This window comes from Nocardioides maradonensis (assembly GCF_054777115.1).
In genome coordinates, this window is sequence record NZ_BAAHAZ010000026.1 from 1 (window position 1) to 13,966 (window position 13,966).

Below are 13,966 nucleotides of genomic sequence, written 5' to 3' on the forward strand. Positions count from 1 at the left end.
CATTCATTGCCGAAAATACTCCGACAACCCTAAGGTCGCCGCACAAACATTTCACAACAATCAAATGCATGACACACTGTTGAGTTCTCAAACATCACACGCGTTGGAAGTTCACCCTTGCGAACTCTTCTTCCCACTGGTGGCCGTCCGATTTGGCCGCGGCGCGAAAGCGCTGGTCTTGATCGATCGACTTCCGCCCGGGGCCGGAAACCCTTCGCTGACCTGACGGCCAGCGCCTTGTTTCCCGCCGCTCCCTGGCGACAAAGAGAACATTACAGACACCCGGCGGGGAGCACAAATCGGGGTGGGGTGTCCGCGGTCACACGGCCTTCTGGAGGGCCTCTGCGGCCCTCCGCGGGGTACCCACGCCGGCCAGGAGGAGCCCCTCCTCCAGCTCGCTCGCGACCGCATCCATGCAGGTCAGAACGCCTTTTCGGCCACCCGCAGCGAGCGCCCACAGCGGTAGCCGGCCCAGGAACACCGCGTCGGCGCCGAGGGCGTGCGCGGCCAGCACGTCGAGGCCCGAGCGGATCCCGCCGTCCACGAGCACGCGGCAGTCCGCCCCGACCGCGCTCCGCACCGACCGCAGCGCGGTCGCGGTGTCGACGGCCCGGTCGAGCTGGCGCCCGCCGTGGTTGGACACCCACACCGCGGCTGCGCCGGCCTCCACGGCGGCGATGGCGTCGTCGGCGTGCAGCACCCCCTTGACCACGACGGGCAGTCCGGTCCGCTCCCCCAGCCAGCCGATGTCGTCCAGACCCAGGTCGAGGGCCCAGGCGCCGCGCTGTCCGCGCGCCGGCGCCGACGGGTAGTTGGTGCGATGCCAGGAGAGGTCGACGTCGACGAAGTCCGCGTCGGACGCACCCTGCTTCGCGCCCGGTACCGGGGTGTCGACCGTGAGGACCACGCAGCCCGCGCCCGCAGCCACGGCGGCGTCGAGCATCCGGAGCGTGGCGGACCGGTCGGAGGAGACATAGGCCTGCAGCCACCAGGGCGCTCCCACGGCGGCGATGTCGGCGAAGCGGTGGCCGGCGTTGCAGGAGACGACGTGGGGGACGCCCGCCTCTCCTGCGGCTTCGGCCATGGCGAGCTCACCGCGTGGGTCGGCGCAGCGCTGGAGCGAGGTGGGTGCGATCCCGAACGAGCGGGCGTACGTCGTACCGAAGAGGTCGGTGCGGGTGTCGACGACGACCTCGCCACGAAGGACCCGGGAGGCGAAGCGGACCGACCGCCAGGCGGCGGTGGCCTCGCCGAGGGTGACCTCGTCGCCACTGCCCGCGGCGAAGTAGCGGGAGACGACAGCGGGCAGCCGCTCCTCCGCCGTACGACGAAGATCGGCTGCCCACCCGCCGGACATCAGGAGACCCGGACCCCGGCGAACTTCTTCTTGCCGCGGCGCAGCACCAGCCAGGCCCCGTCGACCAGGTCGTCGGACGACGGCACCTGCTCGGGGTCCTCGACGCGGACGTTGTTGAGGTAGGCGCCGCCCTCACCGACGGTGCGGCGCGCCTCGCCGCGCGAGGACGCGAGTCCCGTCAGGACGAAGAGGTCGACCACGCTCGGGATGCCGTCTGCAGCGGGCACCTCGGTCGCGCCGGCCTCACCCAGCGCGGCGGCGAGGGTGCTCGCCGAGAGCGCGGTGATGTCGCCGGTGCCGAACAGCGCCTGGGCAGCGGCCTTGGCCTGCTCGGTCTGGTCGGCTCCGTGCACCAGCGTGGTGACCTCGTCGGCCAGCACCTTCTGGGCCTCGCGCCGGAACGGGGCCTCGGCGTGACGCGCCTCGAGCGCCTCGATCTCGGCGCGCGGGAGGAAGGTGAAGATCCGGAGCAGCTCGCCGACCTTCTCGTCCTCGACGTTGAGCCAGAACTGGTGGAAGGAGTACGGCGACATCATCTCCGGGTCGAGCCAGAGGGCACCGCCCTCGGTCTTGCCGTACTTGGTGCCGTCGGCCTTGGTGATCAGCGGCGTCGCGAACGCGTGCGCGTGGCCGCCGTCCGCGCGCCGGATCAGCTCGACGCCACCGGTCAGGTTGCCCCACTGGTCGGAGCCGCCGAACTGCAGCGCGACACCGTGCCGGCGGAACAGCTCGAGGTAGTCCATCGACTGCAGCAGCACGTAGGAGAACTCCGTGTAGCTGATGCCGGACTCGAGGCGGCGCTTGACGGTCTCGCGGGCGAGCATCCGGTTGACCGGGAAGTGTTTGCCGATGTCGCGCAGGAAGTCGATGGTCGACAGCCCGGAGGTCCAGTCGTAGTTGTTGACGACCGTGGCCGCGTTGTCGCCCTCGAAGGAGACGAACGCGGAGACCTGGCGGCGTACGCGCTCGGTCCACTCCTGGACGGTGTCGAGGGAGTTGAGCGTGCGCTCACCCGAGTCGCGCGGGTCGCCGATCATGCCGGTCGCGCCACCGACCAGGAGGTACGGCGTGTGACCGGCGTCCTGAAGGCGCTTGGCCGTGACGATCTGGACCAGGTTGCCCATGTGCAGGCTGGGTGCCGTCGGGTCGAAGCCGACATAGAACCGCACGCTGCCCTCGCTCAACGCGGTGCGCAGGGCGTCGCGATCGGTGGAGGTCGCGATGAGGCCGCGCCATTCCAGATCGTCGAGGAGCGTGGGGTCGACAGACACGATGGTCCTTTCGCTTGGTCGGGTCGGGCCAAGCCTGCCGCATCCGCGCCGCGCCGCGCCCATCGAGGCGGATTTGCGGACTGCAGATGTCCTAGTGTCGGAAGGGTGAGCGAGTACGCCGGGAACCTCGTCGCCTCGTTGCACGGCGGTGCCCGGATGAGCCCCAACGAGGCTGCCCGCGCGGCGCTGCCGCTGGTCCAGACGCTCGTCGGCGAGCACGTGCGCGGCCTGGTGCCTGGGTCGCTGGACCCGGCGTACGTGGCTCCCGAGGTCAGTGCGGGCAAGGCGCCGACGACCGCGACCGACGTGTGGTCGGTCGGTGCCCTGCTCTTCCACGCGATCGCGGGGCATCCGCCGTACGAGCTCTCGGCGCAGCAGCCCGCACGGCTGCGGCGGGCCGGCTGGCTCGGACCCCTGGTGGAGATGATGCTCGCCACCGACCCGGCCGAGCGGCCGCACATGGCCGAGGTCGCGGACTACCTCCAGGCCCGGCAGGCCAGCGAGCCGGAGCCGACCATCCCGGAGGCACTGGCCGAGTCGGCCGAGGTGGCCATGGACGAGCCGCCTCCGCGGCGGCGTACGGCGATGCTGGTGCTGGTCCTCGCCGCGCTCGTCGTGACGCTCGGGATCGTGGCGGTCGTGCTCGTCCTCGGACACCGCACCGGTCCGCACACCCCCGCCGCGGCACCGCCTCCGCTCGTGCCGACCAGCTCTCCAGCCACGACGTCCACGCAGCCGACCACCCCGCCGAAGCGCGCGCGGCACACGCGGCCGTCGGCACGGGAGCTGGCGGCGTTCGCCCGCCGCTACGTGACGACGGCCAGCAGCGAGCCGAGTACCGGTTTCGGGATGCTGACGGCGGCGTACCAACGGGAGAGCCCGCGCTACGTGCAGTTCTGGTCCGCCGTGGACGCGCCGCAGGTCGTGCGCGTGGCGGCGCGGCCGGCCACGATGTCGGTGACGTACACCTACCGCTACCGGCTCGGCGGTCGCACCCACGTAGAGACGGTCACGCTCGACCTGGTGCGGAGGGGCGGGCGGTTGCTCATCGCGGGCGCGCGCTGAGCATGCGGGCAGGAGCCTCGGGTACTCGACGGCGGTGATCCGGGTCGGCGTGTCGGGGTGGAGCTACCCGCGGTGGCGCGGCGACTTCTACCCACGGGGTCTGCGCCAGCGCGACGAGCTCGGCTACGTGGGCGAGCGGATGACGACCGTGGAGCTGAACGGGTCGTTCTACTCGCTGCAGCGGCCGTCGTCGTACCTCGGCTGGAGCGAGGCGACGCCGGACGACTTCGTGCTGGCGGTGAAGGGCAGCCGCTACATCACGCATCTCAAGCGGCTGCGTGACGTCGAGCAGGCGCTCGCCAACTTCCTCGCCTCCGGGCCGCTGGTGCTCGGCCCGAAGCTCGGCCCGGTGCTGTGGCAGCTCCCGGAGCGCGTGGCGTACGACGCCGACCTGCTCGAGCACTTCCTCCGCCTCCTGCCGCGCACCACGCGCGCCGCCGCCGAGCTGGCCGACCACCACGACGAGCGCGTCCCCGAGGACCGTGCCCACACCACGACGGACGCCGACCGCCCGCTGCGCCACGTGCTGGAGGCACGGCACCCGAGCTTCGCCCAGCCGTCAGCGATCGCCCAGCTGCGCGAGCACGACATCGGGTGCGTCGTGGCCGACTCCGCCGGCCGGTTCCCGTGCATCGACGCCGTCACCAGCCCGGTCGTCTACGTGCGGCTGCACGGCGAGAGCAAGCTGTACGACGGCGGGTACCCCGACGCCTCGCTCGATCGATGGGCGCAGCGATGCCGGCACTGGGCGGACTCCCCCGGGGTCACCGACGTGCTGGTCTACTTCGACAACGACGCCGACGGGCGGGCGCCGTACGACGCCGTGGCGCTGCTGGAGCGACTCGGGCCGGCCGCGGAGCCGTAGCCTCACCCTGTGATCAAGTACCTGGGCTCGAAGCGAACGCTCGTGCCCGTGCTCGGCGACATCGCCGCGGCCGTGGAGGCCGAGACGGCCGTCGACCTGTTCACCGGCACGACGCGCGTCGCGCAGGAGCTCAAGCGCCGCGGCCTCACCGTGACGGCGACCGACGTGGCGACGTACAGCCAGGTGCTCAGCGACTGCTACATCGCGACCGACGCGACGGAGATCGACGTGCAGGAGCTGGACGACGAGCTGAGGCGGCTCGCCGCCCTTCCGGGAGACCCGGGCTACTTCACCGAGACGTTCTGCGTGCGGTCGCGGTTCTTCCAGCCCAAGAACGGCGCCCGGGTCGACGCGATCCGCACCGTGCTGGAGGAGGAGTACCGGTCGTCGCCGCTCTACCCCATCCTGCTGACGAGCCTGATCCTGGCGGCCGACCGCGTGGACTCCACGACGGGGCTGCAGATGGCGTACCTGAAGGAGTGGGCGCCGCGCGCCCACCGGGACCTCGAGCTGCGCGCGCCCGCGCTGCTGCCGGGCGGTGGCACGACGGTCAGGGGCGACGCGCTGGAGACGATCGACGAGCTGCCGCCCGTCGACCTGATGTACCTCGACCCGCCGTACAACCAGCACCGCTACTTCACGAACTACCACATCTGGGAGACCTTGGTCCGGTGGGACGCTCCCGAGCACTACGGGGTGGCGTGCAAGCGGATCGACAGCCGCGAGGCAGCCACGCGGAGCGTGTTCAACGTGAAGCGGGAGATGCCGGTGGCGCTGGCAGGGCTCGTGCAGCGGGCCCGCGCCGAGGTCGTCGTGGTGTCGTACAACGACGAGTCCTGGATCACCGCCGAGCAGATGGTGGACTCGCTGCGCGACGCCGGGCACGAGGACGTGCGGATGCTCGCCTTCGACAGCAAGCGGTATGTCGGCGCCCAGATCGGCATCTTCAACCCGGGTGGGGAGAAGGTCGGCAGGGTCTCGCACCTGCGCAACGTCGAGTACCTCTTCATCGCCGGACCGACCGAGCGGGTCGAGGCGGCCGCGCGGGTGGCGGGCTCCGAGTAGGGCGGGTGGGGCTCGAACCCACGACCCAAGGATTATGAGTCCTCTGCTCTGACCGACTGAGCTACCGCCCCTCGAGGGATCAGGCTAGTGGTCTACTTGAACTGGGCGTCGTAGGCCTCGGCGTCGGCGACCGTCCTGCCCGTCGGGTGGTAGCCACAGACATCGGTGGGGTTCTCCGGCGGGTTGGACGACGTGTGGTGCGGGTGCTTCGCCGGGTCGAGCGCGGCCTGCACGGTCTGGTGGATGTAGTCGAAGTCCGGGGCGGCGGAGCTGAACTGCGCGGAGGTCTTGAACACCACCGAGCGGACCTTGGCGTCCTTCATCTTCAGGGCCAGCTCGACGAAGGCGGGACCCATCTCCTTGGGGATGTCGGTGAGGACGATCTTCTTGCCCGCCTTGACCACGTCGAGGTAGCGCGTCAGCAGGGTCGCCGGGTCAGCGGCGTCGATGATCGCCTTGATCATGCAGCGCTGGCGGTCCATCCGCTGGTAGTCGTCGGCGCCCCAGCGACCGCGGGCGAACCACAGCGCGTGGTAGCCGTCGAGGTGCTCGTTCGGCCCCGGCGCGATGTAGCCGATCGGCGGGATGTGGTCGCTGGTGTCGCCCTGGATCGCGATGGGCTCGTTGACGTTGACGGTCACGCCACCGATCGCGTTGACGATCTCGCGGAAGCCGCTGAGGTTGACGAGCAGGTAGTAGTCGACGGGGAGGCCGAGCGTCCCCGAGATCGCCTCCTTGATCGCGTCGGCGCCCTCGTTGCTGCTCTTGCCGAGCACCCCCGGGTGGTACATCGGCACGTCGCGGTAGACGGCGTTGAGCATGTAGTTGCCGTCGGCCGGGTCGCCGTCGCCGAAGCCGTTCGGGTAGAGCCTGCGCAGCGGGCTGTCCGGCGGGAACTGGGCGTTGGCCAGGTTGCGCGGGAGGCTGAAGGTCGTCGTCTTGCCGGTCTGGGTGTCGATGCTCAGCAGGATCATGCTGTCGGTGCGGACGCCCTCGCGGCCGATGTCGCCGTCGCCGCCGAGCAGCAGCACGTTGACCCGCGCCTTGTCGGCCCACGGGTCCTTCGCGTCCAGGTGTGGCGTGGTCGCGGTGGTGTTGTTGTCGAACACCTTGGTCACGAGACCGGCGGTCGCCACGGCGTACTGCGCCGCCCGGAGGACGGGCGCGGCCACGACCAGGCAGATCACGACCACGGCGAGGTTGCCGACGACCGTCTGCAGGCGGGTACGACGACGCGGGCGGACCATCCGGTACGACGTCCACACCACGCCGACCCAGATCAGCAGCAGCAGGCCGACCACGGCCGCGGCGACGCGGAGCGCGGTCGGGTCGAAGACCAGGTCGAGCGCGCGGTGCCAGTCGGTGCCGAAGCGGACCAGCAGCCCGACGACGATCGCCAGCCAACCCGCGAGCACGACGCCGCCGACCAGCCTGCGTCCGGCGTACAGGTAGCCGGAGCCGGGGATGACGGCACCGAGGAAGGTCATGCCGACCGTGCCCGGGAGGCCGTGGGTGCGCCGGCGGACGCGGGCGATCCGACGCCCGCCGCGCGGCAGGTCGGCGGGCCGGGCGGGTGCCGCGTCGCCGGGCCGCAGAGCCCGACGGCCGGCGGAGTGGGTCGTGTCGCGCCGGAGCGCGCGTCGCTCACGACGGGACAGCCGGACCGACCGTGAGGCGCGCCGTGCGCCTCCGGCGCGGGTGCGGTCGACCTCGATCGACATCGGTACCTCCGGCTGAAGAGTCGCCACAGGTTACCGGCGGTGCCGGTGCATCACCCCATTGCGGGAGCGCGCGCCGCCCCGGCTCAGGAGCTCGCGGCCCGCGGCAGCCTAACCTCGAACCGGGTGTCACCCGGCACGCTCGCGAGGCGCACGGTGCCGCCGTGGGCGCGGACGATCGCGTCCACCAGAGCCAGTCCGAGGCCGACGCCGCCGGCGCGCTGGCGCCCCGCGTCGCCGCGGGTGAAGCGCTGGAAGGCGACCCGGGCGAGGTCGGGCGGGATGCCGGGCCCGCCGTCCTGGACCTCGAAGCCGTCGGACAGCGCCCGGGTGATCACGGTCGTGCCGGCGGGCGTGTACTTCCGCGCGTTGGTCAGCAGGTTGGTGACGACCTGGTGCAGCCGTCCCGCGTCGCCGACGACGACCAGCGGATCGTCGGGGAGCTCCAGGCGCCAGTCGTGCTCCGGGTCCACGACGCGTACGTCGTCGACCGCCGCCGCGAGCATCCGGCTCAGGTCCACCGGCGCCCGCTCCAGCGGTCGGCCCGAGTCCAGGCGCGCCAGCAGCAGCAGGTCCTCGACGAGGGCCGTCATCCGGCGCGACTCCTCGTCCACCTTGCCGAGCGCGACGTCGACCGCCTCCGGGTGCTGGCGGGCGAGCTGGGTGTAGCCGGCGATCGTGGTGAGCGGCGTGCGCAGCTCGTGCGACGCGTCCGCGACGAACTGCCGCACCTGCTGCTCGCTGCGGTGCCGCGCGTCCAGCGAGGACTCGACGTGCTCGAGCAGCGTGTTGAGCGCAGCGCCGACCTGGCCTGCCTCCGTGCGCGGATCGGTCAGGTGCGCGGGCACGCGTTCGGAGATGGCGATCTCGCCGGCGTCCAGCGGCTGCAGGGCCACCGCGTGGGCGGTCCGTGCGACCTCGTTGAGCGGCCGGAGCTGACGGCGTACGACGACCGTGCCGGCCATCCCCGCACCGACGACGCCGAGCAGGGTCAGCGCGGCCTCCCACCAGACCAGGTTCTCGATCGTCGCGTCGACCTCGCGGGTGGGCATGCCCAGCACCACGGTCACGCTCGCGCCGGACGCGGTCGTGCCGCTCTGCGCGATCACGCGGTAGCTGCCCTCCCCGGGGACGTGCGCGGTGTGCGGGGTCGAGCCGACCGGGACGTCCGCGACCGCGCCGAGCGCGCCGGAGCCGAGTGCATCGGGTGCGCTGCGGTCGAAGGTGCCGACGAATCCGGACGCCTGGCCGTTCGCGGGGATGATCGCGATGAGGGTCCCGGGGGTCACGTTCAGCTGTCCGTCAGGTCCGAAGCCGCCACCAGGACGGTGCGACAGCGTCGCGAGGTCGTCGTCGAGGCGGCTCATCAGGTTCGAGCGGATGCCGAGGGTCGTGGTGGTGGCGATCAGGACGCACACGACGGCCACCAGCGCGACCGCCGTCATGACCAGCCGCGAGGTGAGCGTCGGGAGCAGGCGCATCAGATGGCCGGCTTGAGGACGTAGCCGGCGCCGCGCAGGGTGTGGATCATCGGCTCGCGGCCCGCGTCGATCTTCTTGCGCAGGTAGGAGATGTAGAGCTCGACGACGTTGGCCTGCCCGCCGAAGTCGTAGCTCCACACCCGGTCGAGGATCTGTGCCTTGCTGAGCACGCGGCGCGGGTTGCGCATGAGGAAGCGGAGCAGCTCGAACTCGGTGGCGGTCAGGCTGATCGGCACCCCGCCGCGCGACACCTCGCGGCTGTCCTCCTCGAGCACCAGGTCACCGACCGCGAGGACCGACCCGTTCGCCTCGGAGGCCATGCCCGCTCGGCGTACCAGACCTCGGAGGCGGGCCACGACCTCCTCGAGCGAGAACGGCTTGACGACGTAGTCGTCGCCGCCCGCGGTCAGCCCTGCCACCCGGTCCTCGACCGCGTCGCGAGCGGTGAGGAACAGGACCGGCACGTGGGGCGCGATCGCGCGGATGCGCCGAAGCACCTCCAAGCCGTCGAAGTCCGGCAGCATCATGTCGAGCACGACCACGTCGGGCTCCTGCGTGCGCACCGCCTTCACCGCAGCTGTGCCGGTGTGGGCGACGTCGACGTCCCACCGCTCGTAGCGCAGGGCCATGGCGAGCAGCTCGGCGATGTTCACCTCGTCGTCGACGACGAGGGCGCGGAGCGGGGATCCGTCGGGTCGTGTCTCGGTCACGTCGCCGATCCTCCCGCCTGAGTCTGTGAAGCGGCTGTGCGCGCACTGGGAGGATCTCACGGGTTCCGCACAGGTTCGGTCCAGCGCCGGCACAGATCGCCGGAGCAGCCTCGGGGCATGTCCGAGAACCCGTCCGACATCGCCGCGAGCAGCACCGACGACCCGGCGCCGGTCGCCGCCCCCGCTCCGCCCACCCCACCGAGCGACCCCGCACCACCGGCAGCACCACGGCTGCGCGACCGGGTCTTCCGGCTCCGGGCCGTCCTCGCCGTCGCGGCGGCGGGCGTCATCGTGGGCGGGGCGACGGGCGCCGGTCTCACGGCCGTCACCGGCGGACACGGCGACGGCCGGTCGCAGCCCGGTCGGCTCGGGTTCGGCTCCGGGCAGGGGCCCGGCATGCCCGGCGGGATGCCGGGCATGCCGGGCGTCCCGGGGCAGGGCGTGCCGGGGCAGGGCTTCTCGGGACAGGGCTTCTCGGGACTGCCGGGTCAGCAGCCTGGATCGACCACGTCGAGCTGAACCGCGGCACGGAAACGCCATCGACACGCTCGCCCGCGCGCAGTAGAACCGAGGCGTGTCCTCGTACCCACGCACGCTCTGGCGTCTGCTCGAGCCGCTCCACGCCGTCGTCTACTTCTCCCCCGAACCACTGACCGCGCTCCGCGAGGTCGGCTACCGGGGCTACTGGATGGGCTACTTCGCCGGCCGGGCGGCACCCCTGGGCGCCGTCGGCCCCGAGCTGGTCCGGGCGATCTTCTACAACTTCTCGGCCGCTCGGGTGGAGGGCGCGCTGCCCGACGCCTGGGGGTTCGGTACGCCGTCGGCGGCCCTCGAGGCACGGCTGACCGGGTCCGTGGCGGCCCTGCACCGGGTCCTCGGCGATGTCGACGGCGATCGACTCGCGCGCGCCTCCGAGCTCGCCCACCGTGCGGCCGCGTCCGCCGCACCCGAGGGGCGGCCGCTGTACGCCGCGAACGCCGCTCTGCCGTGGCCGGAGGACCCGGTTGCACGGCTGTGGCACGCCGCGACGCTGCTCCGCGAGCACCGCGGGGACAGCCACGTCGTCGCCCTGCAGGCCCACGGGATCGGCGGACGCGAGGCGCACGTCTTCCGGGCGGCCGCGACCGGGATCCCGCGGTCGACGTACACCACCGCTCGCGACTTCACCGGCGAGGAGTGGGCGGCCTGCACGGCGTCCCTCGCCTCGCGCGGCCTGATCGGCGAGGGCGCGCTGACCACCGAGGGGCGCGCGGTCGACGCGCGCATCGAGCAGCTGACCGACGAGCTCGCGGCGCCGGCGTACGACTGCCTCGGTGACGACGAGCGCGGCGAGCTGGTGGCGCTGCTCGAGCCGCTCACCGCCGCCGTCGTCGCGAGCGGCGACATCCCCGCGGCGGCGCCGATGGGGCTGCGGCTCGACGAAAAGCCGAACAGCCGCTGACGTTCGTCAGCGGCTGTTCCTCGGCTCCCCCAATTGGACTCGAACCAATAACCCTTCGATTAACAGTCGAATGCTCTGCCAGTTGAGCTATGGGGGAAAGCGGCTCCGGTCCGGGGACCGACAGCGGCCAAACCTTAGCAAGTCCGCGGCGGCCTGCCGAAATCGGGCGGGATCCGGATCAGGGGGCGCCGACGATGCGGTCGCGGAGGGTACGACGGCCCTGCTCCAGCGATGCGAGCTCGGCGAAGAGGCCGGCGAAGTCCGGGCTGTTCGGGTCGGTGCGCTGGAGCTTGGAGCGGACGTCGGCGATCCGGCGCTGGGCGGTGAGCTCGAGCAGCCGGAAGACGTGGGAGGCGACGTACTCGGCGTCGGCCTCGCGGGCGGTCGGCAGCGGCTCGACGGCCAGGGCGCTGACCGCGGCGGCAACGCTCGGGTCGGTGGCGGCCTCGCGGATCCGGCCGGCCCAGCCGGCGTCGCCGTCACCCGCGGCCGGCCCGCCGGCGGCGGCGACGAGCTGCCAGACGCCCCGGTACGTCGGATGGGTGAAGTCCTCCGGCGTGATCTGGGCCGTGCTCCGGCCGATCGCGACGGGGTGCTGGAGCACGACCTTCAGCGTCTCGCGCTCGATCGCGAAGCGGGGGTCGCGGGGGTCGGGCAGCGGCGGGGCGGCCGGGCGCTCGGGCGCGTCCTGGGTGGGGGTACGCCGCTGCTCGGTGGTCGTGCTGCGGGGCTGCTTGGCGGCGCGGCGTACCTGCGCCAGGGTCTCGTTCGGGTCGACGCCGACCAGGCCCGCGAGCTCGCGCGCGAAGGCTTGGACCTTGCCCTGGTCGCGGACGCTCGCGATCAGCTCGGCCCCCGCGCGCACCGCATCGACCCGGCCGTCGGCGCGGTCGAGGTCGTAGCGGCCGATCACCGCCTCGAGCGCGAAGCGGTAGAGCGGCCGGCGACCGGCGATCAGGTCGCGGACCGCGGCGTCACCGGCGCTGATGCGCAGCTCGCACGGGTCCTGGCCGTCTGGGGCGACGGCGATGTAGGTCTGGGCGACGAACCGCTGGTCGCCCTGGAACGCCTTGAGCGCCGCCTTCTGTCCGGCCGCGTCGCCGTCGAAGGTGAAGATCACCTCGCCGCGCGACTCGTCGTGGTCGTCGATGAACCGGCGCACGATGCGCGCGTGGTCGTCACCGAACGCGGTGCCACAGGTCGCCACGGCGGTGCCGACACCGGCCAGGTGGCAGGCCATCACGTCGGTGTAACCCTCGACCACGACGACCTGCGAGGTGCGCGCCATCTCGCGGCGGGCGAGGTCGATGCCGTAGAGGACGTGGCTCTTCTTGTAGATCGGCGTCTCGGCCGTGTTGAGGTACTTCGCCTCGATCCGGTCGTCGTCGAACAGCCGCCGGGCGCCGAAGCCGATCGTCTCCCCCGAGCCCTCCCTGATCGGCCACAGCAGCCGGCCGCGGAACTTGTCGTAGCCCGACGGACCGATCAGACCCGCCACCGTCATCTCCTCGACGGTGAAGCCCTTGCTGCGCAAGCGCTCGTTGAGCGCGCGGCCCTCCCGCGGCGCGAAGCCGACCCCGAACTTCAGGGCGGCCTCGCGGTCGAAGCCACGCTGGTCGAGGAACTGGCGGGCGACGAGCGCGTCGGGGGTGAGCAGCTGCTCGGCGTACCACTCCTGCGCGGCGGCGTGGGCCTCGATCAGGCGCCGCCGCGGCGGGCCTTTCGGCCGGTCGGAGGCGTCCCCCTCCTCGCGGCGCAGCTCGATGCCGACCTTGTCGGCCAGCCGCTCGATGGCCTCGGTGAAGCTGAGGCCGTCGATCTTCATCAGGAAGCTGATGACGTCGCCGCCTTCTCCGCAGCCGAAGCAGTTTCCGGTGAGGATGTTGTCCTCGAGCGTGAAGGCGTGGCCGTCCGCGACCTCGGCGCAGAACACCTCCTCGAGTCGGTCGGTCTCCTCCACGCTCTCCACGACCCACCCCCGGCGCGCGAACTTCTTCTCGGCGGACTCGAATCGCCGACGGTGCTCGTCGAGGAGGAAGAAGTCGGTCTTGAGGTCCTCGTTCACCAGGTGGATGCGGAACAGGTCGCTGTTCTCGGCGCCGTAGCCGAGGCGCCGGTGGCTGGTGATGCCGTACGTCGCAATCCCCAGCCTGGTGCAGATCGTGCGGAAGAACTCGAGATCGTCGCGATCGGCCGAGCTCATGATGACCGTGCCGTCCTTCGCGACGCAGCCGTCTGCGGCGAAGTAGCCGGCGAGCCAGCCGTAGAGGTACGACACCGACTCGTCGATCGGGGGCCGATCCTTGAAGAAGCCCGGAAGGTGGTGGACGAGGATGTTCGTCTCGTCCTTCATCGTCGTGTGGCTGTTCGGGAACCACTTCAGCATCGCGATGTCCTTCGGCGGGCACACGAGCGCCAGGCTCCCGTTCCCTATGCGCGTGCCGTCGCCGTAGGTGAATCCGTGCGCGATGCCGAAGGGTGAGAGCGTCGTCCTCGCGATGCGCGACCGTGGGAACTTCGCGACGAGGCGGTGACCGGCATGCAGGTCGGAGGTGAGCACTTCCTTGCTCGATCGGTCACCGGCGCCCGACCGGACGAACCACCGGTGGCCGTCAGTGGCGAAGAGCTCCTTGCGCTGCCTGTTGCGGGTCAGGGTGATCTTGAGGAGCCGCTGGACCCCGTACGACTTGAACGGCGCCTCGACCCAGTCGCCGTGCCGGTTCAGGACGGTGTGCACGCCGCCCGCGAGCTCTCGGATCTCGCGAGGGCCGTCCCAGGTCAGGACCCGCGTCTCGCCGGCGAGGCAGTGGTAGAACCCGCGGGACGGGTTGACGTGGAAGCTCGGCGACTTCTCGTCGTGGAAGGGGCACAGGCCCTTCTGCGATCCGCCGCCGGCGTTGCGGAGCGTGACGTACGCCGACACGACGTCGTCGATCCGGGCCTTCTCCCGGACCGCCGCGATGTCCTCGTCACGGATCCGGCCTGCCACGAGC

General features: G+C 71.7%; 12 protein-coding genes, 2 tRNA genes and 1 pseudogene. 6 read left to right on the forward strand and 9 right to left on the reverse strand.

All coding sequences use genetic code 11. The features are described 5' to 3' along the window. Window positions 1–226 (forward strand): hypothetical protein (locus ACYVAQ_RS22120; protein ID WP_460792748.1); only part of this gene is annotated, 226 nt, incomplete at its 5' end. 93 nt (window positions 227–319) lie between these two features. Here ACYVAQ_RS22120 and ACYVAQ_RS22125 read toward each other — a convergent pair. Together ACYVAQ_RS22125 and tyrS are read right to left on the reverse strand one after the other, a co-directional pair. Further along, on the reverse strand, window positions 320–1,357 hold the full coding sequence (locus ACYVAQ_RS22125; RefSeq protein WP_460792749.1) for an alpha-hydroxy-acid oxidizing protein: 1,038 nt from the start codon (window positions 1,355–1,357) through the stop codon (window positions 320–322). Then, complete coding sequence (gene tyrS, locus ACYVAQ_RS22130; RefSeq protein ID WP_460792750.1) at window positions 1,357–2,628, reverse strand: tyrosine--tRNA ligase; 1,272 nt, start codon at window positions 2,626–2,628, stop codon at window positions 1,357–1,359. Before tyrS ends, ACYVAQ_RS22125 begins: the two co-directional genes overlap by 1 nt. Window positions 2,629–2,733: 105 nt before the next feature. Between tyrS and ACYVAQ_RS22135 the strand changes: the two genes are divergently transcribed. Genes ACYVAQ_RS22135 through ACYVAQ_RS22145 form a run of 3 tightly spaced genes read left to right on the forward strand, consistent with a single transcriptional unit; the run spans window position 2,734 to window position 5,623 of the window. Continuing rightward, window positions 2,734–3,693 (forward strand): serine/threonine-protein kinase, encoded by a 960-nt coding sequence (locus tag ACYVAQ_RS22135; protein WP_460792751.1) that lies wholly within the window; start codon window positions 2,734–2,736, stop codon window positions 3,691–3,693. Between the two features lie 34 nt (window positions 3,694–3,727). After that, complete coding sequence (locus ACYVAQ_RS22140; protein ID WP_460792752.1) at window positions 3,728–4,558, forward strand: DUF72 domain-containing protein; 831 nt, start codon at window positions 3,728–3,730, stop codon at window positions 4,556–4,558. 9 nt (window positions 4,559–4,567) lie between these two features. Then, window positions 4,568–5,623, forward strand: a complete 1,056-nt coding sequence (locus tag ACYVAQ_RS22145) for a DNA adenine methylase (protein WP_460792755.1) — start codon at window positions 4,568–4,570, stop codon at window positions 5,621–5,623. Here ACYVAQ_RS22145 and ACYVAQ_RS22150 read toward each other — a convergent pair. From ACYVAQ_RS22150 to ACYVAQ_RS22165, 4 genes are all read right to left on the reverse strand, one after another. Further along, window positions 5,621–5,694: transfer RNA gene (locus ACYVAQ_RS22150), tRNA-Ile, on the reverse strand. The two genes, ACYVAQ_RS22145 and ACYVAQ_RS22150, sit on opposite strands and share 3 nt — an antisense overlap. Window positions 5,695–5,715: 21 nt before the next feature. Continuing rightward, the gene (locus ACYVAQ_RS22155) at window positions 5,716–7,344 is read right to left on the reverse strand and encodes an LCP family protein (protein WP_460792756.1); all 1,629 of its coding nucleotides are present in this window, start codon (window positions 7,342–7,344) and stop codon (window positions 5,716–5,718) included. Between the two features lie 83 nt (window positions 7,345–7,427). Then, window positions 7,428–8,822 carry a sensor histidine kinase gene (locus tag ACYVAQ_RS22160; protein ID WP_460792757.1) on the reverse strand — a complete coding sequence of 465 codons (1,395 nt, stop codon included), beginning with the start codon at window positions 8,820–8,822 and terminating at the stop codon, window positions 7,428–7,430. Next, complete coding sequence (locus ACYVAQ_RS22165; RefSeq protein WP_460792758.1) at window positions 8,822–9,532, reverse strand: response regulator transcription factor; 711 nt, start codon at window positions 9,530–9,532, stop codon at window positions 8,822–8,824. The genes ACYVAQ_RS22160 and ACYVAQ_RS22165 overlap by 1 nt, the downstream gene beginning before the upstream one ends. Window positions 9,533–9,649: 117 nt before the next feature. On the opposite strand from ACYVAQ_RS22165, the gene ACYVAQ_RS22170 reads away from it, so the two are divergent. Beyond that, complete coding sequence (locus ACYVAQ_RS22170) at window positions 9,650–10,051, forward strand: hypothetical protein (RefSeq protein ID WP_460792760.1); 402 nt, start codon at window positions 9,650–9,652, stop codon at window positions 10,049–10,051. 55 nt (window positions 10,052–10,106) lie between these two features. Further along, a complete protein-coding gene (locus tag ACYVAQ_RS22175) occupies window positions 10,107–10,973 on the forward strand; it encodes an SCO6745 family protein (RefSeq protein ID WP_460792761.1) in 867 nt (288 codons plus the stop codon). Window positions 10,974–10,997: 24 nt separating this feature from the next. On the opposite strand, the gene ACYVAQ_RS22180 is transcribed toward ACYVAQ_RS22175, so the two are convergent. The 3 genes and pseudogenes from ACYVAQ_RS22180 to ACYVAQ_RS22190 form a co-directional block, all read right to left on the reverse strand. After that, window positions 10,998–11,070: transfer RNA gene (locus ACYVAQ_RS22180), tRNA-Asn, on the reverse strand. An 81-nt stretch (window positions 11,071–11,151) separates the two neighbouring features. After that, window positions 11,152–13,359, reverse strand: a complete 2,208-nt coding sequence (dnaG, locus tag ACYVAQ_RS22185) for a DNA primase (RefSeq protein WP_460792803.1) — start codon at window positions 13,357–13,359, stop codon at window positions 11,152–11,154. A 417-nt stretch (window positions 13,360–13,776) separates the two neighbouring features. Beyond that, window positions 13,777–13,962 (reverse strand): annotated as a pseudogene (locus tag ACYVAQ_RS22190) (CHC2 zinc finger domain-containing protein); the annotation flags it as partial. Window positions 13,963–13,966: the final 4 nt, after the last annotated feature.